Origin of the sequence: Longitalea luteola (assembly GCF_017356035.1) — a bacterium.
Classification (GTDB): domain Bacteria; phylum Bacteroidota; class Bacteroidia; order Chitinophagales; family Chitinophagaceae; genus Niastella; species Niastella luteola.
Genome location: NZ_JAFIQX010000011.1, coordinates 138,802 through 162,160, shown reverse-complemented (window position 1 = coordinate 162,160; position 23,359 = coordinate 138,802). Strand labels below are relative to the sequence as shown.

General features: G+C 47.1%; 15 protein-coding genes. 14 read left to right on the top strand and 1 reads right to left on the bottom strand.

Going from position 1 to position 23,359, the window contains the following annotated elements:
- The first annotated feature begins 139 nt into the window (after nucleotides 1-139).
- From JUB15_RS22765 to moeB, 3 genes are all read left to right on the top strand, one after another.
- Nucleotides 140-400, top strand: coding sequence for a hypothetical protein (locus tag JUB15_RS22765; protein WP_207514951.1), 261 nt, complete (start codon nucleotides 140-142; stop codon nucleotides 398-400).
- A 193-nt stretch (nucleotides 401-593) separates the two neighbouring features.
- Nucleotides 594-1,019 (top strand): M67 family metallopeptidase, encoded by a 426-nt coding sequence (locus JUB15_RS22760; protein ID WP_207514950.1) that lies wholly within the window; start codon nucleotides 594-596, stop codon nucleotides 1,017-1,019.
- Nucleotides 1,020-1,149: 130 nt separating this feature from the next.
- Complete coding sequence (moeB, locus tag JUB15_RS22755; RefSeq protein WP_242696481.1) at nucleotides 1,150-2,412, top strand: molybdopterin-synthase adenylyltransferase MoeB; 1,263 nt, start codon at nucleotides 1,150-1,152, stop codon at nucleotides 2,410-2,412.
- A gap of 413 nt (nucleotides 2,413-2,825) precedes the next feature.
- On the opposite strand, the gene JUB15_RS22750 is transcribed toward moeB, so the two are convergent.
- Nucleotides 2,826-4,397 carry a hypothetical protein gene (locus JUB15_RS22750; protein ID WP_207514949.1) on the bottom strand — a complete coding sequence of 524 codons (1,572 nt, stop codon included), beginning with the start codon at nucleotides 4,395-4,397 and terminating at the stop codon, nucleotides 2,826-2,828.
- Nucleotides 4,398-4,609: 212 nt separating this feature from the next.
- Here JUB15_RS22750 and JUB15_RS22745 point away from each other — a divergent pair, with 212 nt between their 5' ends.
- The 11 genes from JUB15_RS22745 (at nucleotide 4,610) to gltB (ending at nucleotide 23,198) form a co-directional block, all read left to right on the top strand.
- On the top strand, nucleotides 4,610-5,773 hold the full coding sequence (locus JUB15_RS22745; RefSeq protein ID WP_207514948.1) for a 2-isopropylmalate synthase: 1,164 nt from the start codon (nucleotides 4,610-4,612) through the stop codon (nucleotides 5,771-5,773).
- A 125-nt stretch (nucleotides 5,774-5,898) separates the two neighbouring features.
- Nucleotides 5,899-6,150, top strand: coding sequence for a hypothetical protein (locus JUB15_RS22740; RefSeq protein ID WP_207514947.1), 252 nt, complete (start codon nucleotides 5,899-5,901; stop codon nucleotides 6,148-6,150).
- A gap of 22 nt (nucleotides 6,151-6,172) precedes the next feature.
- Nucleotides 6,173-7,288 (top strand): 3-isopropylmalate dehydrogenase, encoded by a 1,116-nt coding sequence (leuB, locus tag JUB15_RS22735; protein ID WP_207514946.1) that lies wholly within the window; start codon nucleotides 6,173-6,175, stop codon nucleotides 7,286-7,288.
- A gap of 766 nt (nucleotides 7,289-8,054) precedes the next feature.
- Nucleotides 8,055-8,948, top strand: coding sequence for a branched-chain amino acid transaminase (locus JUB15_RS22730; RefSeq protein WP_207514945.1), 894 nt, complete (start codon nucleotides 8,055-8,057; stop codon nucleotides 8,946-8,948).
- A gap of 188 nt (nucleotides 8,949-9,136) precedes the next feature.
- Complete coding sequence (ilvD, locus tag JUB15_RS22725; protein ID WP_207514944.1) at nucleotides 9,137-10,819, top strand: dihydroxy-acid dehydratase; 1,683 nt, start codon at nucleotides 9,137-9,139, stop codon at nucleotides 10,817-10,819.
- Between the two features lie 60 nt (nucleotides 10,820-10,879).
- Entirely contained in the window at nucleotides 10,880-12,673 is a 1,794-nt protein-coding gene (ilvB, locus tag JUB15_RS22720; RefSeq protein WP_242696480.1) for a biosynthetic-type acetolactate synthase large subunit, read from the top strand.
- A gap of 16 nt (nucleotides 12,674-12,689) precedes the next feature.
- A complete protein-coding gene (locus JUB15_RS22715; RefSeq protein ID WP_207514943.1) occupies nucleotides 12,690-13,466 on the top strand; it encodes a class I SAM-dependent methyltransferase in 777 nt (258 codons plus the stop codon).
- A gap of 35 nt (nucleotides 13,467-13,501) precedes the next feature.
- Nucleotides 13,502-14,089, top strand: coding sequence for an acetolactate synthase small subunit (gene ilvN / locus JUB15_RS22710; RefSeq protein WP_207514942.1), 588 nt, complete (start codon nucleotides 13,502-13,504; stop codon nucleotides 14,087-14,089).
- Nucleotides 14,090-14,228: 139 nt separating this feature from the next.
- Nucleotides 14,229-15,296, top strand: a complete 1,068-nt coding sequence (gene ilvC / locus JUB15_RS22705) for a ketol-acid reductoisomerase (RefSeq protein ID WP_207514941.1) — start codon at nucleotides 14,229-14,231, stop codon at nucleotides 15,294-15,296.
- Between the two features lie 227 nt (nucleotides 15,297-15,523).
- Complete coding sequence (gene ilvA / locus JUB15_RS22700) at nucleotides 15,524-16,783, top strand: threonine ammonia-lyase (RefSeq protein ID WP_242696479.1); 1,260 nt, start codon at nucleotides 15,524-15,526, stop codon at nucleotides 16,781-16,783.
- Nucleotides 16,784-18,674: 1,891 nt separating this feature from the next.
- Nucleotides 18,675-23,198, top strand: coding sequence for a glutamate synthase large subunit (gene gltB, locus JUB15_RS22695; protein ID WP_207514940.1), 4,524 nt, complete (start codon nucleotides 18,675-18,677; stop codon nucleotides 23,196-23,198).
- Nucleotides 23,199-23,359 lie beyond the last annotated feature (161 nt).

Below are 23,359 nucleotides of genomic sequence, written 5' to 3'. Positions count from 1 at the left end.
CCGCAGAGCGGGACAAGTTGTGATAATTTGATAATGTGATAATCCATTAACAGTACCGTTGCTTCAGGGTATCTATGTAGTTTTCGCGGGAAGGATACCGCCAGCGCAATGTAGCCGCCAGCAGCTTCGTTTTTAAAATATGATCAACTGCATTACCACCTTATTTAAAAACCACGCCTGGGAATTTCATTGCTGGTCAACAGCCATAGCCGGCAATAAAAACGTTGAGGAGGTTAAAAGCCAGTTGCCTGATTATGTGAACGTAGACTGGCAAAACCCCGTACAGTTTGGAACAGGGATCTTATACCCGGTGACCTGGATAAAAGGCCACAAGATGAAGCGCAAGCAGTATGTAGGTTTTGTAGACGGCGTATTTTGTGGCTGCACATTACTGTGCTGATGCCTTAACTGCCGAACGCCCATACGCTTACACCTGCAGCAATAAATGCTAAAACTTTTATGTAACTTAACATAGCTATAGATAATCAAAGCTCCCCAATGAAACCGGGGAGCTTTTTCATTTAGAACCATTTCTATGGCAGGCCTGTTAACAACCACAGTAACAGATAAACATCATTAAAAATTATTGTAACATGATAGTACTGGAGGCGGATGCACAAAAGACGATTGTTGAAGATGCCGTCAATGCCTATCCTGATGAATGTTGCGGATTTTTATATGGGCATGAAGACAGCAATGGCCGGCGGATCATTACCCTGGCGCACAAAGTAAAAAATGTAAAGGAAGGGGACAAAAGCCGGCGTTTCGAGATCTCACCGCATGATTATCTTGAAGCAGAAAAATATGCCGAGGAACAACAACTTGAATTGCTGGGCGTGTATCATTCCCATCCTAATTATCCGGCTATACCCTCGGAATTTGACCGCGCTGCTGCACAACCTTTCTTTTCATACCTCATCATTTCAGTGAATGAAAAAGAACCGGGGCCTATCCGATCCTGGCGCCTGAACGACGACTGGCACTTCGAGGAAGAGAATAATCACCTGATCGCTTACTGATAAATTCACAGGTTGATAAAGTTTAACAGGTTGATAGCGTTGACAGGTTGATAGTGTTCTCAGGTTGATAGAGTTGAGAGGTTGATTTTGATTGGAATTGACGACATTCGCAGAGGGGCAACAGAGGCCATTGAGCACTACAATAAGCCGGGTGAACCGGCAACTGGTAACCGGCAACCGGCAACCGGTAACTAGTAACCGGCAACCGGAACCCTGCAACTTTAACAGAACAAACATGAGTACGCAAATAAGTTTTTCCAAAGAAGAGCTCGCCCGGTATAACCGGCACATCATAATACCCGAATTCGGACTGGCCGCTCAGCAAAAATTGAAAGCAGCCAAAGTGCTGGTGGTTGGTTCCGGCGGATTGGGCAGTCCGGTCCTGTTGTACCTGGCTGCTGCCGGTATTGGCACCATTGGCATTGTTGACTTTGATGTAGTAGACGATAGCAACCTGCAACGCCAGGTATTGTTTGGTGTAAGTGATATTGGCAAACCGAAAGTGGAGGCCGCGAAAGCCCGCCTGCAGGCCCTGAACCCGCACATCAACTTCATCCTGCACAACACCCAGCTTACTTCTCAAAACGCACTCGACGTTATAAAAGATTATGATGTAGTGGCCGATGGTACCGATAATTTTCCTACCCGGTACCTCGTAAATGATGCCTGCGTATTGCTGGGCAAAACAAATGTCTACGCATCTATTTTCCAATTCGAAGGCCAGGTAAGCGTATTCAATTACCGGTACCCGAACGGTGATTTCGGACCTAATTACCGCGACCTGTATCCCACCCCGCCGCCGCCGGGATTAGTGCCCAGTTGTGCCGAAGGAGGCGTATTAGGCGTACTGCCGGGCATCATTGGCAGTTTGCAGGCGCTCGAAGTGATCAAAGTGATCACCGGAGTAGGAGAGCCCCTGGCAGGCCGCTTTTATATCTTCGATGCATCGGGCTTCGAAAGCCGCACGTTTACAATTTCCCGCCGCGATGATAATCCATTGAATGGAAAAAATCCCACGATTACCCAGCTGATCGATTATGAACAGTTCTGCGGTGTTAAAGCAGTTGAAAAACCGGTGAAAGAGATCACGCCCCGCGAGCTGACCGAATTGCAGGAGAAAGGAGTTACCTACCAGCTGATCGATGTACGCGAGCCGTACGAGTACGAGATTGTGAACATCGGCGCCGAACTCATCCCGCTGGCCACTGTGGCGGAACAGGCTGAGAGGATCAACAAGAACATTCCCGTTATCGTGCATTGTAAAATGGGCGGCCGCAGCGCCAAAGCCATCCGCGAGCTGGAAGACAAATTCGGGTTCAACAATCTTTTCAATCTAAAAGGCGGCATTCTGGCTTACATCGATGACGTGCAGCCGTCCCTGACAAAATATTGAAACTGCCGGGCGTTAATCACCCCCTTTCCGGCACAAACGAGTTGCTAAAATTTATAAATGCACCACTAATAGTTTTAAATGACCCGATAAAAACTATTAACAACCCATTTCCAGCTATAAACCATACGCTAAAAACTTTCAGAGCACCTTTTCCAGCTACAAACCATACGCTAAAAACTTTCAGAGCACCTTTTCCAGCTATAAACCATCTGCTAAAAACTATTAACGACCCGTTTCAAACTCTTAATCATACGCCACCGGCTTTTGGAGGGCCATTTCCAGCTCTAAACCATTATGCCAAAAACTCCAGGAGCACCCTTTCCAGCTATGGATGAGGCGGTAAAAATTCTTTTTGCCCCATTTCCGGCTGGCAACCATAAGCTGCCGACTCGCACCCGGTTCTTGCTTCGGCTTTAGGGGGCCGGGGGAATTACCTTTCCTTTCATTCTGTTCAAAAACTTCTTCCTGATAACAATCTCCGTAGCGGGAATATTTTCCATTTTACTTTCCAGCCAGCTGATGATGTCGAGGTAGGCAAAAGCGCGCGTTTCAAAGCGGTTGGCCTGTAACTGTTTCAGCTGTTCCAGCAGTTTGGCAAATTCGGGCTTCAATTGCCGGGGCGACAAATGGAAGGTTCTGCGCAAAAAGCGAAAGATCTCTTCTTCCACCACGCTTAGGTTACCCATTTTGGCCATAAAGCGATATACCGATTTGAACAGATATTCCAGCAACTGGGAATTCCCCAGTTCATAATGAGCTATCAGGTGCAGCAGCCGGCTGTAACATTGCAGGTCATTCCGCAGGTCAACCTTCCAGTTGATGATCTTGTTGAGGTAGTCGATCGCCTTCTCGTAATGGCCGCTGCCGAAATACAGGGAAGCAATTTTATAATAGAACACCAGGATGCGGTGCCGGTCGAGGTAGATCTCGTATTCCTTGAGCTTCTCTTCAATATAAGGCACCAGTTTCAGCCCCTCGGTGAAAGTGCCCTCCATAAAATGCTGGTTGATCTTACTCAGCTGCAGGTACACAAAGGTTTGAATGCGGTTGTTATGGTTGTTCACCACCAGCTCACTGTTCGAGAAGGCTTCAAATTTGTGAAGCGACTCTTTCAGCTTTGTATAATTGTGCAGGTCGAAGTGGGCGCCCATGAGGTTATGCATGCCTTTGATGTAATGGGCCGTCTCCACCTCAATCATAAAGGGTTCTTTTTCAAATAATTCGACCCATTTTTGGGTATACCGGTAATACATCAGGAAGTCCTGGCGAATGAAGGCATACCAGCAGTGGCATTGGTACCGGTACAGGCGCTCGTAAAAGCCCTTGGCTTCATCCGCACCGGGGGGGTAATGCTGGTTGAAGAACTGCTGCACCTCCTTTTCATCGTTCTCATCGCGGGCATGGCCGTGTTTAATATACCAGCTGTAGAGCAGGAGCGACAGGTTGCTCAGTTTGCTTACCATCACCAGGCGGCGGTTGGTTTCATCCACATCGCAGGTAAGCTGCTCGGCGCGGTCGGTCATACTGCGTGTAATATGCAGGGCCTCAATCTTTTTCTCAAAGAACAGCACCTGCAATAAATAAGTGATCTGGTTATTGGTGCGGGCCAGCTCCTTCATGCGGTCGAGCATTTTGAGGCTTTGCAGGTACAGGCCCTTGTTGTACAGGATCCGCGCATGGTCCATCATCTCATGTAATTGAATATCAATGTTGTTCTCGTTCTTAATGAGGCGTAAACTGCTGAGGATCTGTTTATATAAATGGGCTTTGATGTTCGAAAGCTGCTGCTTTTTCAGGTCTTTGTACCTGCTTAATAGCAGATTCTCGTCGTAAGAATCCATCTTATCGAGAGCGTCAAATAGCTGCACGATCTTCAGGTTTTCACTGGAAGAATTGCGTTGAACGTACAGTTTAAAATTGCGTTTTTCTGACTTTTCCAGGGACTTGACCAACTGGAACAAGGCATCTGTAGAACGGTTGGGCATCGTAATCGAAAATCATTAAAGTCCTTGACCAACAAGGGTTTTAGCCGGGTTGGTACATGTTAAGTAATGTAAATTAGGTACAAATTTGGTTTTTGCGCTTAAATAATCAGGAATAATTTCGGATCAGCAGGTTGTTTTTCTCTTTATAGCAAGCAACACAAAATCGAACAGCCTGCTTTTTTTAAATAAAATCCTACTTTATAGAGATACCTATGCCAAAGAACAAAGTCTATATTTTCGACACAACATTGCGCGACGGCGAACAAGTGCCAGGCTGTAAATTAAACACTAAAGAGAAGATAGAGATTGCTTTGGCCCTGGAAGAGCTGGGTGTAGACATTATTGAAGCTGGTTTTCCCATTTCCTCACCCGGTGATTTTAAAAGCGTGAGTGAAATAGGAGCAGTGATCAAAAATGCAGTGATCTGCGGTTTAAGCCGGGCTGTGCAGAAAGATATTGAGGTGGCTGCCGAAGCACTGAAAACTGCCAAAAGATCCCGTATCCACACCGGTATCGGAACTTCCGATTACCACATTAAATCGAAGTTCAATTCAACCCGGGAAGAAATTATTCAACGGGCTACCCAGGCGGTTAAATGGGCGAGGAACTTCACCGATGATGTTGAGTTTTATGCCGAAGATGCCGGCCGTACAGACAACGATTATCTGGCCCGTGTAGTGGAGGCAGTGATCGCTGCCGGCGCTACCACGGTGAATATACCTGATACGACAGGTTATTGCCTGCCGCATCAATATGGCGAAAAGATCGCTTACCTCGTCAACAACGTACCCAATATCGACAAAGCAGTGATCAGCTGCCATTGTCATAACGACCTGGGCCTGGCAACTGCCAACTCAATTGCCGGTGCCATGAACGGCGCCCGCCAGATCGAATGTACAATTAACGGATTGGGTGAAAGAGCGGGTAATACTTCGCTCGAAGAAGTGGTGATGGTCATTCAGCAGCACCATACGCTCGGTTTTTATACCGACATCAAAACAAAACAACTGAACCCGTTGAGCAGACTGGTTTCCGATACCATGCGGATGCCGGTGCAACCAAATAAAGCTATCGTAGGCGCCAATGCCTTCTCGCATTCATCCGGTATTCACCAGGATGGATTCCTGAAAGATGCACAAACCTACGAGATCATTAACCCCGAACAGGTTGGGGCTGATGGAAGTAAAATTGTACTAACAGCGCGCAGCGGCCGTAGCGCTTTAGCCCATCGCTTTCAGAAACTCGGTTTCCAGTTCAACCGTAACGACATCGACGTGTTGTACGAACAGTTCCTGAAAGTAGCTGATAGAAAGAAAGAAGTTGAGGATGAAGATCTGAAGGTTCTGGCTAATCAGTATCAGGCCGCCACAGTGTAGTGAGCAGTATTTTCTCATAATCATGTAGTTTTTGTTACGCGTGGTGCGTCTGCACCACGCTTTTTTCCCCTTAGCCCCTGACGGGGGAAAAAGAAAAGAGAAAAGAACGAAGGAGAAAAGAAAGCATGAAAAAGTATAACAAGACCGATATAAACGGTAAGTTTCAAAGCTTTCCGCCAGCTGGCGGACCAGGGGGAAATATCTTCACGCATAATCAACAATTACCAATAAACGCTATTTTATCGCGCCTGCAGGTGCAACCATTGATTGAAAAAGGCAGCCAGCACCATGAACTACATGCGCCGGTTATTATTTTTCAACAAAACGGTTTGCGCTATTGCAGCAATAGTATATGCATGATGAGCGGGACTGGATAGTCTGTGTTTTGAAACTACATTTATGGAAAAGAATATTGTTGTTATAGAAGGTGATGGCATTGGGCCTGAAGTAACCCGGCAGGCAGTTAAAGTATTGAATGCCGTTGCAGACCAGTTCGGGCATGAATTTAACTATCGCTATTGCCTGATGGGTGCCGATGCCATTGATAAAACCGGCAGCCCTTTGCCCGACGAAACGATTGAAGCCTGCCTTAACAGCGATGCAATATTATTTGGCGCTATCGGCCATCCCAAATACGATAACGATCCTTCCGCCAAAGTACGCCCCGAGCAGGGCCTGCTCAAACTGCGGAAAAGCTTACAATTGTTTGCCAACATTCGTCCTGTGATCACGTACCCCTCTTTGCAACATTTATCTCCTTTGAAAGCGCAGCAGCTGGAAGGAGTTGATTTCATAATTTTCAGGGAACTTACCGGAGGTATTTATTTCGGGAAGAAAGAATTGAGTGAAGACGGAACCCGTGCTGCTGACGACTGCGTATATACGCGTGAAGAAATAGAACGCATCGCTCACCTGGCATTTGACTATGCCCGGAAGCGCCGGAAGAAACTGACATTGGTTGATAAGGCCAATGTACTGGAAACATCACGCCTGTGGCGTAAGGTCGTACAGGAAATAGCTTCACAATATGCCGACGTGAAAGTCGATTTCCTGTTCGTAGATAATGCCGCTATGCAGATCATCCTGAATCCCAAACAATTTGATGTGATCCTCACAGAGAATATGTTCGGCGATATCATCAGCGATGAAGCCAGTGTGATCAGCGGATCGCTGGGACTGCTGCCATCGGCATCTGTCGGGGCCGGAGTAGCGCTGTTTGAACCTATCCATGGTTCATATCCACAGGCAGCCGGTAAAGACATCGCCAACCCGCTGGGATGTATTCTATCAGCAGCCATGTTACTCGACCATTTCGGACTGGCCAAAGAAGCGGAAGCGGTGCGGCTGGGTGTTGAGTGGACGCTGGTAAATGGTTTTGTAACTAAAGATATTGATCCGATCAATTTTTATTTCACGTCAACCATCGGTGAGCTGGTAAGCGACTATGTAGCGAACCGCATACCGGGCGGCGTGAATAAGGCGAACATAGAATTGAGAAAAAGCACGATCATTTAGATTTTTGATTTGGGGATTTGTGATTTTGAGATTTACAATTACACGATTTTGGGATTTTGAGATTTGGGGATTTTGAGATTTTTTGAAATACAGGATTTCGGGATTTATTGGGTTGTTGCCTATAGAGAAATCTCGAAATCCCGCAATCAGAAATCAGAAATCAGAAATAAGGAGCCGATTTAGGGATTTTGAGTTTTATTCGGTTGTTGCTGATAAAGAGATCTCGAAATCCCGCAATCCCGAAATCAGAAATCAGAAATATGGAGCCGATTTAGGGATTTTGAGATTTTTTGAAATACAGGATTTCGGGATTTATTGGGTTGTTGCCTATAGAGAAATCTCGAAATCCCGCAATCAGAAATCAGAATCAGAAATATGGAGCCGATTTAGGGATTTTGAGTTTTATTCGGTTGTTGCTGATAAAGAGATCTCGAAATCCCGCAATCCCAAAATCAGAAATTTTTTTAAGAAAGCTCTTTAATATTGAACCGGCGGGTGTATATTTGTGACAACACGAAGTCCTCTTATGCCAAAAAGCAGCTTTAATAACATCATCTCTGTGGTTTCTGCAATAATTATTATTGTGGTGGTGGTGATTATTCCTGCAACGCATGGAGGTGGTGCTTAACGTATAATAATAATCAGCATAAAGACCCGCCTCCAACGAGGCGGGTCTTTTTTTTCTGTGCCCGCCGTAGCCTTGGCGTAGGCGGGTTCGGGCTAGAACCGAAGTAACATTCAAACAACCTTGTTCTAAAAATATAAAATGGCTTACTATCATAACAATACGATCATTTACCTCAACGGCGCTTTTGTAAAAGCCGCCGAAGCTACTACTGACTATTACAGTCAGTCGCTGCATTACGGCTATGCCGTATTTGAAGGCATCAGATCGTACAGAACAGCCACTGGCGAAACAAAGATCTTCAAGGCCACCGAACACTACGACCGGCTCCGTAACTCAGCCCGGGCATTGAACATGCCTTATAGCTGGGATACTGACGAACTGATTAAAGCCACTTACGAAGTGCTCCAGCGTAATAACCTGCAGAACGCTTATATCAGACCGGTAGTATACGCCCCTGCCAATATGAGCTTCAATCCAAATAACGAATCATACATCCTCATAGCTGCCTGGGAAATGGGTTTGTTCCTGGGAGAGAAATTACTGCGCGTAATGACCTCTTCCTTTCAACGCCCCAATCCCAAAGGGTTTCGTATTGAAGCCAAGGCCAGCGGCCATTATGTGAACTCCATTCTGGCCAGCCAGGAAGCCAAGGCAAAAGGTTTTGATGAAGCGCTGCTTACCGATATGAACGGTTATGTGGCAGAAGGCCCCGGCGCCAATGTATTTTTTGAAAAGAACGGCAAACTGGTTACACCACCTGCCGGCAACATTTTGCCAGGCATTACCCGCGCAACGGTAATAGAGATTTGTGAAGTCCTGAACATCCCGGTTGAACAGCGTTTGTTCACCACCGATGAATTGAAACAGGCCGATGCCGCTTTCTTTTGTGGCACCGCTGCAGAGGTGATCGGCTGGCAATCTTTCGATGAAGTAACATTCCCGGCAAAGTGGGAAAATACAATTGGCCGCAAGATACAGCAGGCGTACAAGGACCGGGTTACGGAGGCTATTAAAGGAGAATTGGTTGATTAAAGTAGAACGTTTATAGTTTAGAGTTTGTAGTTTGTAGTTTGTTGTTTGTGGTTGGCCCTTCGACATTCGCGAGGTATAAAAATAAACAGGGAGTTGGAAACTGGGGTTAACAACAAACCACAAACCCATAAACCAAACCGAATAATAGGTTGTAGAAAATATAAAAGCTGAACGCATAAAGTAAAGAAATGGCTGAATTAAACAAATATTCAAAGACACTTACGCAGGATGAAACCCAGCCTGCCGCACAGGCCATGTTGTATGGCATTGGCTTAACTGAAGAAGATCTGAAAAAAGCACAGGTAGGCATTGCCAGTATGGGTTATGATGGCAACACCTGTAACATGCACCTGAACGACCTGGCCAAAATTGTTAAGGACGGTGTTTGGAGTAACGACCTGGTAGGTTTGATCTTTAATACCATTGGTGTAAGCGACGGTATGTCGAACGGAACAGATGGTATGCGCTATTCACTCGTGAGCCGCGACATCATCGCAGATTCTATTGAAGCGGTTTGCGGCGCTCAGTATTACGATTCATTGATCGCTATTCCCGGTTGCGATAAGAACATGCCGGGCTCTGTAATGGCTATGGGCCGGTTGAACCGCCCATCCATCATGGTATACGGTGGAACCATTGCACCCGGTCATTATAAAGGGCAGGACCTCAATATCGTTTCTTCCTTTGAAGCGTTGGGACAAAAAATTGCCGGCCAGTTAAGTGATGCCGATTTTAAAGGCATTGTAATGAATAGCTGTCCGGGCGCCGGCGCCTGCGGTGGTATGTATACCGCCAATACCATGGCCTCGGCCATTGAAGCATTGGGAATGAGCCTTCCTTATTCCTCTTCGAACCCGGCCCTGAGTGAAGAAAAGAAGAAAGAATGCTTGGAGGCAGGCAAAGCGATCCGCCTGTTGATGGAAAAAGATATCAAGCCTCGTGATATCATGACCCGCAAAGCCTTCGAGAACGCCATCACCACCATCATGATCCTGGGAGGAAGCACCAACGCAGTACTTCACCTGATCGCCATCGCTAAGAGCGTGGACGTTCCCCTCACACAGGACGATTTCCAGCAGATAAGCAATAAGGTCCCCATGCTGGCCGATTTCAAACCCAGCGGAAAATACCTGATGCAGGACCTGCACGAACATGGTGGATTACCCTCAGTAATGAAATACCTGTTACAAAAAGGACTGCTGCATGGCGATTGCCTCACCGTAACAGGAAAAACACTGGCCGAAAACCTGGCCAACGTTCCCGACCTCGATTTCAACAAACAAAAAATTATTCTTCCCCTCGAAACACCGATCAAAGCTACCGGTCACTTACAGATCCTGTATGGTAACCTGGCTGAGAAAGGCAGTGTGGCCAAGATCACCGGTAAAGAAGGTGAACGCTTTGAAGGCCCTGCCCGTGTATTCGACGGTGAATTTGAACTGATAGCCGGCATCCAGAGCAAAAGAGTACAACCCGGTGATGTAGTGGTGATCCGCTACGTAGGCCCCAAAGGCGCACCCGGTATGCCTGAAATGCTGAAACCCACTTCTGCACTTATTGGTGCCGGTTTGGGCAAGAGCGTAGCCCTCATTACCGACGGCCGGTTCAGCGGCGGCACCCATGGATTTGTGGTAGGCCACGTTACACCGGAAGCGTTTGATGGCGGTGGCATTGCGCTGGTAAAAGACGGTGACATCATCGAACTGGATGCGGTTAAGAATACGATCAATTTGAAGGTGAGTCCCGATGAGCTGGCGAAACGTAAAGCGGCCTGGAAACAACCGGCCCTGAAAGTAAAAAGAGGAATATTATATAAATACGCGAAGCAGGTAAAAGATGCTAGCGAAGGATGTGTAACTGACGAGATGTAAGCCCCCTAAATCCCCCTGAAGGGGGACTTATTTAAAACCTAATCACAAAAAAATTATTTTATGAGTCATACAACGGCAATAAAATCGAAGAGTGTAGACGAAAAGACTATTTCCAACACTACCTCCCCAACCGGGGGAGGCCAGCAGGGGGCCAGGGGTCGGGGGGAGGCCATCAGCGGCTCGGTCGCAGTGTTGGAAGCATTCCTGGCAGAAGGTGTCAGTACCATCTTTGGGTATCCGGGGGGCGCTATCATGCCTATCTATGATGCGCTGTATGATTACCAGGAAAAGCTACGTCATATACTTGTGCGTCATGAACAGGGCGGCATACACGCTGCCCAGGGGTATGCGCGTACATCAGGCGATGTCGGTGTCGTGTTTGCAACCAGTGGTCCCGGCGCCACCAACCTCGTAACAGGTTTGGCAGATGCCATGATCGATAGTACGCCGCTGGTGTGTGTAACCGGCCAGGTGTTTGCTCACCTGCTGGGTACAGATGCTTTCCAGGAAACAGATGTGATCAATATAACTACACCGGTTACCAAATGGAATTACCAGGTAACAGATGCTACCGAAATACCGGCTGTGATGGCAAAAGCTTTTTACATTGCCCGCAGCGGCCGTCCTGGTCCTGTGTTGATCGATATTACCAAAAATGCCCAGCTGCAGAAGTTCGATTACGAAGGATATACCAAATGTGATCATGTACGCAGCTACCGGCCTGCCCCAATCGTACGCAAAGAGTACATTGCCGAAGCAGCCAGGCTGATCAATGAAGCAGAAAAGCCATTCGTGATCTTCGGCCAGGGCGTCATTCTCGGAAAAGCAGAGAAAGAATTTAAGAATTTCATAGAAAAAGCAGGCATTCCTGCTGCATGGACCATCATGGGATTGAGTGCATTGCCTTCAGATCATCCGCTGAACGTGGGTATGCTGGGCATGCATGGAAACTATGGCCCGAATGTACTTACCAATGAATGTGATGTGTTGATCGCTGTGGGTATGCGTTTCGATGACCGCGTTACCGGCCGTTTGGATAAATACGCCAAACAGGCAAAAGTGATCCATCTCGATATAGATCCGGCAGAAGTTGACAAGAACGTAAAAACAACCGTACCGGTTTGGGGCGACTGTAAAGAAACCCTGCCGCTGCTAACGGCGCTGGTAGAACAAAAAGTATATCCCAGCTGGCTGCAGAAGTTCAAGGATATGATGAAGCAGGAAGAAGACGCCTGTATCACCCCTGAGCTGAACCCCACTACCGAGCAAATGACCATGGGCGAAGTGATAAAAGTGCTGAATGAATTGACCGGCGGCGATGCCGTGATCGTAACAGACGTAGGCCAGCACCAGATGGTAGCCTGCCGTTATGCGAAGTTCACCCAGTCAAAAAGCAATGTTACTTCAGGTGGATTGGGCACAATGGGCTTTGCCTTACCGGCAGCCATAGGCGCTAAAGTAGGCGCTCCCAACAGGCCGGTAGTCGCTATCATTGGCGACGGTGGTTTTCAAATGACCATTCAGGAACTGGGAACCATAATGCAATCGGAGATCGATGTAAAGATCCTGATCCTGAATAACCAGTTCCTGGGCATGGTACGCCAGTGGCAGCAGCTTTTCCACGACAAGCGCTATTCGTTCGTGGATATTGCCAGTCCCGATTTTGTACAGGTAGCCAAAGGTTATAACATTCCAGGCAATAGCATTTCAAAGCGGGAAGAGCTGAAGAAAGCATTGACCGAAATGTTAAACGCAAAAGGCGCTTACCTGCTGGAAGTAATGGTTGGAAAAGAGAACAACGTTTTCCCGATGGTACCGCAGGGTTGCAGTGTAGCAGAAATACGTTTAAAATAATAAAAGGTAACAGCGAATGGCTTTCACAGAAAATAACACCTGGAATACTTCTCTGTACGACAAAAAACATGATTTTGTTTTTAAGTACGGTGAATACCTGGTGCAGCTGCTTACCCCCCAGGAAGGCGAGCGCATTTTGGATGTGGGCTGTGGTACCGGTTATTTGACCAATTTGATAGCGGCTTCGGGCGCTATGGTCACCGGTATGGATAATTCGATAGATATGATCGCGAAAGCGAGGAACGAATATCCGCACCTGCCTTTCAGGCTGGCCTCAGTAACCGATTTCCAATTCGAAGAGCTGTTCGATGCATTGTTCTCCAATGCCGTACTGCACTGGGTAACCGAAAAAGAACAGGCCATTCAATGCATGTACAATAACCTGAAGCCAGGCGGCCGGCTGGTGTTGGAAATGGGTGGAAAGGGAAATGTGGAACTGATCATCAATGCATTGAAGAAAGCCCTGATAAATCATGGGTACAGGCAGAATGCGGCCCGCGAAATATGGTATTTCCCTTCCGTGAGCGAATACACCGGCTTGCTGGAAAAACAGGGATTCAGGGTTACCTATGCGGCCCATTATAATCGCGAAACAGAGTTGAAAGATACCCAGCAGGGGATCAAGGACTGGGTGGATATGTTCGGCAGTGCTTTCCTGGAAGGTGTTGAAGCAGCGGCGAAAGATAATATTCTCGAAGAAGTACAGGAAACATTGCGGCAAACCCAGTTCAGGAACCGTAAATGGTATGCAGATTATAAAAGGTTACGCGTAGTGGCCATCAAAGAAAACTAAAATTGTTATTCATCTAAAACCCACCGGGTTCAATTATGAAACAGGAATTCACCGTTACGGTATATACAGAAAATCAGATCGGGTTGCTGAACCGGATCGCGATCATGTTCTCACGCCGTAAGATCAATATTGAAAGTTTGAATACTTCTCCTTCCGAGATCGAAGGCATTCACCGGTTCACCATTGTAATCAATGAGCTGGAGGAAGTGGTGAAAAAGCTGGCGCGCCAGATAGAAAAACAGGTGGAAGTACTGAAAGCCTATTACAATACAAACGACGAGATCGTTTGGCAGGAACTGGCTTTGTACAAAGTGCCTACCGATGAAATTGCAGAGAAAGTAAAAGTGGAACGCCTGTTGCGCGAGTACGGCGCCCGTGCCGTAGTGATCAGAAAAGATTATACGGTGTTTGAAACGACCGGTCAGCGGGAAGAGATCAACAAGCTGATTGCTGTTCTGGAGCCATACGGATTGATCGAATTCGTACGCAGTGCCCGGGTTGCTATCATCAAAGCCAGCAGTGGTTTTCATAATAAGCTGAAAGAATTCGAAAAACGCGAGCCCAGTGAGGAAGTGATAGAAAATGAATATTTAGGTAAAGGCGACGAAGTGTTTACCATGTAAACGCTCAATGCAAAAGGCAAAAACTGAAAGCAAAAGACAGTTGGCAGCGTAAGCAGGCCCGAAGATGGGCAGGCAGCGCTCAGCCTAAAGCGTTAAGCATAAAGAAACAAAAAACCAATAACAATAAACATTCTCAACAATGGCAAAATTAAATTTCGGCGGGGTGGAAGAAAATGTAGTAACTCGTGAAGAGTTCCCACTTGCCAAAGCGCAACAGGTATTGAAAAATGAAACAGTAGCTGTTATCGGTTACGGTGTTCAGGGACCTGGCCAGGCGCTGAACCAGAAAGACAACGGTATCAATGTTATAGTTGGTCAACGGAAAAATTCAAAGACCTGGGATAAAGCGGTGAAAGATGGATTTGTACCCGGCGAAACATTGTTCGAAATTGAAGAAGCATTACAACGCGGTACCATCATTTGCTACCTGTTGAGCGATGCTGCACAAATTCAATTGTGGCCTACAGTTAAAAAACACCTGACTCCCGGTAAAGCATTATATTTCTCTCACGGCTTTGGTATCACCTTCAATGAGCAAACCGGTATCGTTCCTCCCAAGGATGTAGACGTATTCCTGGTTGCCCCTAAAGGTTCCGGTACTTCTCTGCGCCGGATGTTCCTGCAAGGCCGTGGTTTGAACAGCAGCTATGCTATTTACCAGGATGCTACCGGTAAAGCAAAAGAAAGAGTAGTTGCTTTGGGTATTGCAGTAGGCAGCGGTTACCTGTTCGAAACTGATTTTAAGAAAGAAGTATACAGCGATCTGACCGGCGAAAGAGGTACCCTCATGGGTGCTATTCAGGGTATCTTCGCTGCTCAATACCAGGTATTGCGCAGTAAAGGTCACACCCCTTCTGAAGCTTTCAACGAAACAGTAGAAGAGCTTACCCAGTCGCTGATGCCACTGGTTGCGGAAAACGGTATGGATTGGATGTATGCCAACTGTAGCACAACTGCACAACGCGGTGCATTGGATTGGTGGAAGAAATTCCGCGATGCAACATTACCTGTATTTAACGAACTGTATGAAAGCGTTGCTACCGGTAAAGAATCCCAACGTTCTATCGACAGCAACAGCCAGGCTGACTACCGTGAGAAACTGGAAGCTGAGCTGAAAGAACTGCGTGAAAGCGAAATGTGGCAAGCCGGTAAAGTAGTACGCAGCCTTCGTCCTGAGAATCAAAAACCAGCCGAAGTAGTAGCTTAAATCAATAGGCAAAAAGGTTTGCCACACTTCCCGGCGATGTTTTGGTAAGTATGGCACACCTCAATTGCCAGTAAAAAAATTAGCCACCGGTTCACAGTAAAGCATTAAGCGTTTGAGTTCAGGCGTTCACCGTTTGGTGCCTGCCTGCCGGCAGGCAGGTTCAGCGTTTAGCGTTTTTTGATAACTAAAACAACGGTGGCTAATTTTTTTTTAACCTCAAACAAAATATGAGCACATTCACACATACCAAAGGTCATGAGCTGGAGTTTCACAAGGCAGCTTTGCGGTTAAAAAAAGTGGTGAACAAAACACCACTGATGTACAACCACAACCTGTCGAAGAAATATCAGTGCAGTGTGTATTTGAAGCGGGAAGACCTGCAGGTGGTACGGTCGTACAAACTGCGGGGCGCGTATAACATGATGAGCAGTTTACCGGCCGGGCAATTGCAGCAGGGCGTGGTATGTGCCAGTGCAGGTAACCATGCACAGGGTTTTGCCTACAGCTGTAAAAAGCTCAATGTAAAAGGCGTGGTGTTCATGCCCATCATTACACCACGGCAAAAGGTGAATCAAACCAGCATGTTTGGCGAGGATAATATCGAGATCAGGCTGGTAGGCGATACTTTTGATGACTGTGCCGTAGCTGCTAAACAGTATACAGAAGAGAATGGTATGACATTCATTCCACCGTTTGATGATTACCGGATTATAGAAGGGCAGGGCACGGTAGCAGTAGAAATTCTTGAAGAACAAACCGATATTGATTATCTGTTTGTGCCTGTTGGCGGCGGCGGATTAAGCGCCGGCATAGGAGCGTATTTAAAAACATATTCGCCCAAAACAAAGATCATTGGACTGGAGCCGGAAGGCGCTCCCAGTATGTTTGAGGCATTGAAAGCAGGTAAGCCGGTAACACTTGGCGACATCGATCGCTTTGTTGATGGCGCTGCGGTGAAGAGAGTAGGGGATATTACATTTCCTATTTGTAAGGAGGTGTTGGATGATATGCACCTGGTTCCGGAAGGGAAAGCATGTTCTACTATTTTAAAGTTGTACAATGAAGATGCGATCGTGGTAGAGCCAGCGGGTGCATTATCAATTGCAGCGTTGGATGATTATGCCGCAGCGATAAAAGGAAAGACCGTTGTTTGCATTATCAGCGGCAGCAACAATGATATCGATCGCATGCAGGAGATCAAGGAAAGAAGCCTGCAGTATGAAGGATTGAAACATTATTTCCTGGTACGGTTTGCGCAACGGCCAGGCGCATTGAAAGAATTTGTGAACCATGTATTGGGACCGAATGATGACATTACGCGGTTCGAATATATGCAGAAGCACAACAAAGAAACCGGTCCGGCTTTGGTTGGCATCGAGTTAAAGAAAAAAGAAGATTACGATATACTGTTGCAGAATATGCAACGTTATAACATAGACTATACAGCGTTGAATAAGAACGATACGCTGTTTGGGTATTTGGTATAAACACATCTGTTTCTGTTTTTAAGTGGTGGCCATCCTGATGAAACGGGATGGCTTTTTTGTGCACGGAGGAAAGGCTCAAAGCTAAAGGCTCAAAGCTGAAGGCTAAATGCAAATGCGAAATGCTGGCGCTGAACCTGCCTGCCGGCAGGCAGGCGCAGAACGTTGAACGCTTGCCGTCCGTAGCTTCAGCGAAGGGGGGCTGAACTCGATTGCCGATTGACGATTGTTGATTGTCGATTGCCGATTGTCGATTGCCTTTAATTATCACATTAGCTAATTATCAGATCATCACATTAATAAAAAAGCCTCCCAATACATGGGAGGCTTCGTAAATAAATCCGACGGACGGTTTTCGATTCAAGGATACTGGATTACGGAAGAGTTGCTACTGTTGCATGATATGGTCTTTTCATCGATATTGGATACCGTCAATGTTTGCCAGGGAACGGATCAAACATTTATGGATCTATCTGGACAAATAATAAAATTGATTGTCCTCATAGATATCGGATCGGTTTTTCCCGGATATTGGAACTAACAGGTTAAAACAGTGCACAGGCCTTGCGATATCGGATTTTGTACATGCATTGGCTTTTCCCCGGATATTGAAATTGATCGTGTTTAACAATGTACACGGGACGTGGATATTGGATCGTTGCATGTAACGGCTTTTCCCGGATACCTGTCTGCCGGCAGGCAGGTTGAGATACAGGGATTGGTCTTTCTTGGATTTTAAAATCTAACAGGCATATACAGTGCACCTGGGCTGATATTGGATTATACGAACTGGTTTTCCATGGATAATGGAATGCCGACCCCGGCTGCCCGGGATTCTGATAACAATATTTTTAGCTGATAAAATTTAATGGCTGAGCATTGTTAGGAGCGCGCGTAACCGATCTATGGACATGAAAAACTAAATACGAAAAAAGAAATGAACTGTCTATGGCTGCTATGACAATGGTTAGAATATTTCGAAGAGTATTTGTTGTATTGCTAGCTAGAAATATTGGATTTTGCGCTGCAAAGTTACGCCGTTACAGCGCAGCCAACAAATGTCTTTCGTAAAACTTATTAACATTTATAACCCTCAATAACAAACGAATAACGAACGTTATTTAGAACATTGATGAGCGTTAGTGGCTGTATGATAATCATTTAGCAAGTGTATTGGCATACAGCGCAACCAGCTATTCCCACTAACTGCGTTTAGCATACAGGTTTAGTAACCGCTCTGTAGCCGGCCAAATAAACAGGTCTGCCGCTCGTTTAGGAAATGTTAAAATCGATGGGAGCGTTCCCAATCCATCAGCCGCAATAGAAATTGTCTAAAACACCTTTTTGGAGTGTATTCAGCATCTTAAGTCAAGCGCCTGCCTGCTGCGCCTTCACGAAGCTTAGGCGAAGCCAGGCCGGCACACGTTGAGCATTTTATCTTTGGAGTGTTTGGCTGTTTTGCGATTGGCCTTGCGCCTTCAGCCTTGCGCCTTCAGCCTTCAGCCTTGCGCCTTCTTTGAGCCTTCAGCCCTTTGGCTGTTTGCGCGTTGAGCGTTTTATCTTTGGAGTGTTTGGCTGTTTTGCGATTGGCCTTGCGCCTTCAGCCTTCAGCTTTGAGCCTTCAGCCTTCAGCGGCTATTCCGCCGCGTAAACAATACTAATAGTTGTTTGTCATACATTTTAAAAGTTCTTTGCACGGAACGGAGCGATTGACATTGCACAGATCATAAAAAGCGGGTAAATAGTTATCGCTATTTTGTCAAAAAAATTGCATGAAACACTGGTAAATACACGTTTTTTTTCGTAATTTCAATCGCTTGCTTGCTATGTAATTAAACGATTTTAAGAGAAACTGTCTTTTTATTGAATATTTTTCAAAAAACTATGCATTTCCATGGCAAGTAACCAGGGTTTATACCATCCTTCCTTTGAGCGTGATGCCTGCGGCATTGGATTCGTAGCCAACATTAAGGGGCATAAGAGCCACCAAAACATCAGCGATGCGTTGACCATATTGGAAAATATGGAACATCGCGGCGCCTGCGGTTGTGAAAATAATACGGGCGACGGCGCCGGTATTATGATCCAAACTCCCCACGAGTTTTTCTTCGACGAGTGCATCAAGCTCGGCGTTCACCTGCCGGCTTTCGGCCGCTACGGCGTAGGGGTAATTTTCTTCCCCCGCGAGATCCGTTTGCGTGAAGAGTGCCGCGATATCTTCAATCGCGCCGCTGAAAAATTAGGACTGGAAATTCTCGTTTACCGAAAGGTGCCTGTGAATCCGGATGGCATCGGCCCCTCAGCCTTGAGTGTTGAGCCTGAAATGGAACAGGTTTTTATTGCCTGCCCCGACCACATCAATAACCCCGATGACTTTGAACGCAAATTATTTGTGTTGCGTAACTACGCCAGCCATACTATCAATAACACCGTAAAGAAAGACGCGATCGGTTTTTACATTGCATCGCTTTCTTACAAAACAGTTGTTTATAAAGGGCAGTTGACCAGTAACCAGGTTCGTAATTACTTCAACGACCTTACCAACAAAAGGATGGTCTCTGCATTCGGCTTGGTGCACTCCCGCTTCGCCACCAACACGTTCCCCAGTTGGAAGCTGGCGCAACCATTCCGCTTCATCGCCCACAATGGTGAGATCAATACCCTGCAGGGTAACCTCAACTGGTTAAAGACCAGCGAGCATGGTTTTACCTCACCTTACTTCACCAACCAGGAAATGGAAATGCTGCTGCCGATCGTAACGGCCAACCAGAGCGACTCTGCCTGTTTGGATAACATGATCGAGCTGCTGGCATTGACCGGCCGTTCACTGCCCCACGTAATGATGATGCTGATCCCCGAAGCATGGGATGGTAACGAGCACATGGATCCGCTGAAGAAAGCGTTCTACGAATACCACGCTTCTATCATGGAACCCTGGGATGGCCCGGCTTCTATCTCTTTCACCGATGGAAAAATAATCGGCGCTACCCTCGACAGGAACGGTCTGCGTCCGTCAAGATACTGTGTTACCAATGACGATCGCGTGATCATGGCCTCCGAGACCGGCGCTTTACCGGTTGATCCTGCCATCATCATTGAGAAAGGCCGTCTGCAGCCCGGTAAAATGTTCGTGGTTGATATGGAACAGGGCCGCATCATCAGTGATGAGGAACTGAAGAACGATATCTGCTCACGCAAACCTTATGGCGACTGGCTGAATCAATACAAGATCCGGTTGGAAGAACTGGATGAGCCGCGTGTGGCGTTCACTCATCTCTCAGATTCTTCGATTCTGAAATACCAGAAAGCTTTCGGTTATTCCACTGAAGATATCGATGACATTATATCGCCCATGGCCCTTGATGGCAAAGAGCCCATCGGTTCAATGGGTACCGATACGCCGCTGGCTGTATTGAGCGATCAGCCGCAGCACATCTCTTCTTACTTTAAACAATTATTCGCACAGGTTACCAACCCGCCCATCGATCCCATTCGCGAACGTATGGTGATGAGTTTGGCAACCTTTGTTGGAAATAACGACAACTTATTACTTGAAGATCCCAAACATTGCCATACCGTGGCATTGAAACACCCGATACTCACCAGCACCGAACTCGAAAAGCTGCGCAGTATCGATACCGGTATCTTCCAGGCAAAAACACTGCAAACCTATTTCAGGGCCGATGGTAAACCCGGTTCATTGAAAAAAGGGCTCGACAGGCTTTGCCGTTATGCGGAGGACGCCGTACACGACGGGTTTGAAGTGCTGATCCTCTGCGACCGCGCAGTAGATTCTGATCACGCTGCCATTCCTTCTTTGCTGGCCACTGCTGCCGTGCATCACTATCTTATCCGCAAAGGCTTGCGTGGTAAAGTAGGTATCGTGGTAGAAGCCGGCGACGTTTGGGAAGTACATCACTTTGCCTGTTTGTTAGGCTTTGGCGCCACTGCCATCAACCCATACCTGGCACTGGCTACCATCCGCAACATGAAAGTGAACAACAGTCTGCAAACAGAACTTACCTGGGATCAACTGCGTAAGAACTATATCAAAGCAGTTTGCGACGGTTTGCTGAAAGTGTTCTCTAAAATGGGTATCTCTACCCTGCAATCATACCAGGGCGCCCAGATCTTCGAAATACTTGGTCTGAATAAAGACCTCGTTGATAAATGTTTCACCGGCGCCGTTAGCCGTATAGAAGGTATCGGCCTGGATGAACTGGCTAAAGAAGCGCTGGCCAAACATTGGTTTGCCTTCAGCCGCAAGGATATTCCTGTTGAGCGTTTACCGGTTGGTGGTGTTTACCAATGGAAACGGAAAGGGGAGTATCACCTGTTCAATCCAACAACCATTCATCTGTTGCAGTATGCAACCCGGATGAATGATTACAATACGTACAAGAAATACGCTAAAGCTGTAAACGAGCAGGCTGAAAAAGCCGCCACGCTGCGTGGTATGTTCCAGTTCAAGGTGAACAGGCCTGCCATCTCGATCGACGAGGTTGAGTCAGCCGAAAGCATTTTGAAACGCTTTGCTACCGGAGCCATGAGCTTTGGTTCTATTTCATGGGAAGCACATACTACACTGGCTATTGCCATGAACCGCATAGGCGCAAAGAGCAATACCGGTGAAGGCGGTGAAGATGAAATTCGTTACACGCCATTGCCTAACGGCGACAGTATGCGCAGCGCCATTAAACAGGTGGCCAGCGCCCGCTTTGGGGTAACCAGCTACTATTTGACGGAAGCCGATGAGCTGCAGATCAAAATGGCACAGGGTGCAAAACCCGGTGAAGGTGGTCAGTTACCTGGCCATAAGGTAGATGATTGGATCGGTAAAACCCGTCACTCCACGCCAGGTGTAGGTCTGATCTCTCCGCCACCACACCACGATATTTATTCTATCGAAGACCTCGCGCAGCTGATCTTCGACCTGAAGAACTCGAACCGCGCAGCCCGCATCAACGTGAAGCTGGTGTCTAAAGCCGGTGTGGGTACGATCGCAGCCGGTGTGGCCAAAGCCAAAGCCGATGTGATCCTGATCTCAGGTCATGATGGTGGTACAGGTGCTTCGCCCATCAGTTCAATTAAACACGCCGGTTTGCCATGGGAGTTAGGTTTGGCCGAATCTCATCAAACCCTGGTGAAAAATAAATTACGCAGCCGCGTGGTCGTACAGGCCGACGGTCAAATGAAAACAGGCCGTGATATTGCCATCGCTACCCTGTTAGGTGCCGAAGAGTGGGGTGTTGCTACTGCAGCGCTCGTTGTGGAAGGTTGTATCATGATGCGTAAATGTCATTTGAATACCTGCCCTGTTGGGGTCGCTACCCAGGATCCTGAACTGCGCAAACGCTTCTCAGGTAATGCCGATCACGTTGTGAACTTCTTCCGGTTCCTGGTTCAGGACCTCCGTGAGATCATGGCTGAGCTGGGCTTCCGCACCATTAATGAAATGGTTGGACAAGCCGATTGCCTGACCGTGCGGGAAGGCATTACACACTGGAAGACGAGCAAGCTCGATCTGTCGCCTATCTTATATAAAGAACCTGCTGGTGCCTACACCGGTTTATACAAACAGGAAGAGCAGGATCATGGCATTGCAGACGTGCTTGACTGGAAACTGCTGGCCGCTGCAAAACCGGCGCTGGAAAAACAGGAACGCATTTCTGCTTCCTTCCCGGTTAAGAATACTGACAGGACCATCGGTACGATCCTGTCGAACGAGATCTCGAAAAAATACAAAGCCGAGGGTTTACCCGATGATACCATTCACTTCAACTTCAATGGTACGGCCGGACAAAGCTTTGGCGCTTTCAATACGAAAGGGGTGACCCTTGAGCTGGAAGGTGATGCCAATGACTACTTTGGTAAAGGATTGAGCGGCGCCAAACTGATCGTTTATCCGCCAAAACAGTCAAGCTATGTGCCTGAAGAGAACATCATCATCGGGAACGTGGCCTTCTATGGCGCCACATCGGGTGAAGCATACATCAGGGGTAAAGCGGGTGAACGTTTCGGCGTTCGTAACTCAGGTGCCCACGTGGTTGTAGAAGGTGTGGGCGATCACGGTTGTGAATACATGACCGGTGGCCGCGTGGTGATACTGGGAGCTACAGGCCGCAACTTTGCCGCCGGTATGAGTGGTGGTATTGCTTATATCTATGATGTGAAAGGACAATTCAGTTCACTGTGCAATAAAGAAATGGTTGACCTGGATCCTTTGGATGCTGAGGATGCACAGGCGCTGAATGATATGATCACCCGCCATTACGCATATACCGGCAGTACCGTTGCCCGTTTTGTGTTGGATGATTTCGAGAACCAATTGAAGAACTTCATTAAAGTGTTCCCGAAAGATTACAAAAAAGCTTTGCAGGATAAAGCAAAAGTTAAACAAAGCGCCAAGAAAAAATAAAGACTCAGGCACAAGCAATGGGAATGCGCCACACTTACATCAGCGTCCCAGGAAGTGTGGCACACCTGAATAAACAGCTGATAGCGAAACAGGCCCTGAAGTGAGTGACACAAGTAAAGCTGATAGTAGCACAGCAGCTGGTAACAAACAACATTAACAAA

Coding starts and splice junctions, on each gene's coding strand:
- gltB (WP_207514940.1), top strand. CDS start 18,675: ATGGCAAGTAACCAGGGTTTATACCATCCTTCCTTTGAGCGTGATGCC.
- JUB15_RS22750 (WP_207514949.1), bottom strand. CDS start 4,397: ATGCCCAACCGTTCTACAGATGCCTTGTTCCAGTTGGTCAAGTCCCTG.
- JUB15_RS22715 (WP_207514943.1), top strand. CDS start 12,690: ATGGCTTTCACAGAAAATAACACCTGGAATACTTCTCTGTACGACAAA.
- ilvN (WP_207514942.1), top strand. CDS start 13,502: ATGAAACAGGAATTCACCGTTACGGTATATACAGAAAATCAGATCGGG.
- JUB15_RS22730 (WP_207514945.1), top strand. CDS start 8,055: ATGGCTTACTATCATAACAATACGATCATTTACCTCAACGGCGCTTTT.
- ilvA (WP_242696479.1), top strand. CDS start 15,524: ATGAGCACATTCACACATACCAAAGGTCATGAGCTGGAGTTTCACAAG.
- JUB15_RS22765 (WP_207514951.1), top strand. CDS start 140: ATGATCAACTGCATTACCACCTTATTTAAAAACCACGCCTGGGAATTT.
- leuB (WP_207514946.1), top strand. CDS start 6,173: ATGGAAAAGAATATTGTTGTTATAGAAGGTGATGGCATTGGGCCTGAA.
- JUB15_RS22740 (WP_207514947.1), top strand. CDS start 5,899: ATGAAAAAGTATAACAAGACCGATATAAACGGTAAGTTTCAAAGCTTT.
- JUB15_RS22760 (WP_207514950.1), top strand. CDS start 594: ATGATAGTACTGGAGGCGGATGCACAAAAGACGATTGTTGAAGATGCC.
- ilvC (WP_207514941.1), top strand. CDS start 14,229: ATGGCAAAATTAAATTTCGGCGGGGTGGAAGAAAATGTAGTAACTCGT.
- JUB15_RS22745 (WP_207514948.1), top strand. CDS start 4,610: ATGCCAAAGAACAAAGTCTATATTTTCGACACAACATTGCGCGACGGC.
- ilvD (WP_207514944.1), top strand. CDS start 9,137: ATGGCTGAATTAAACAAATATTCAAAGACACTTACGCAGGATGAAACC.
- ilvB (WP_242696480.1), top strand. CDS start 10,880: ATGAGTCATACAACGGCAATAAAATCGAAGAGTGTAGACGAAAAGACT.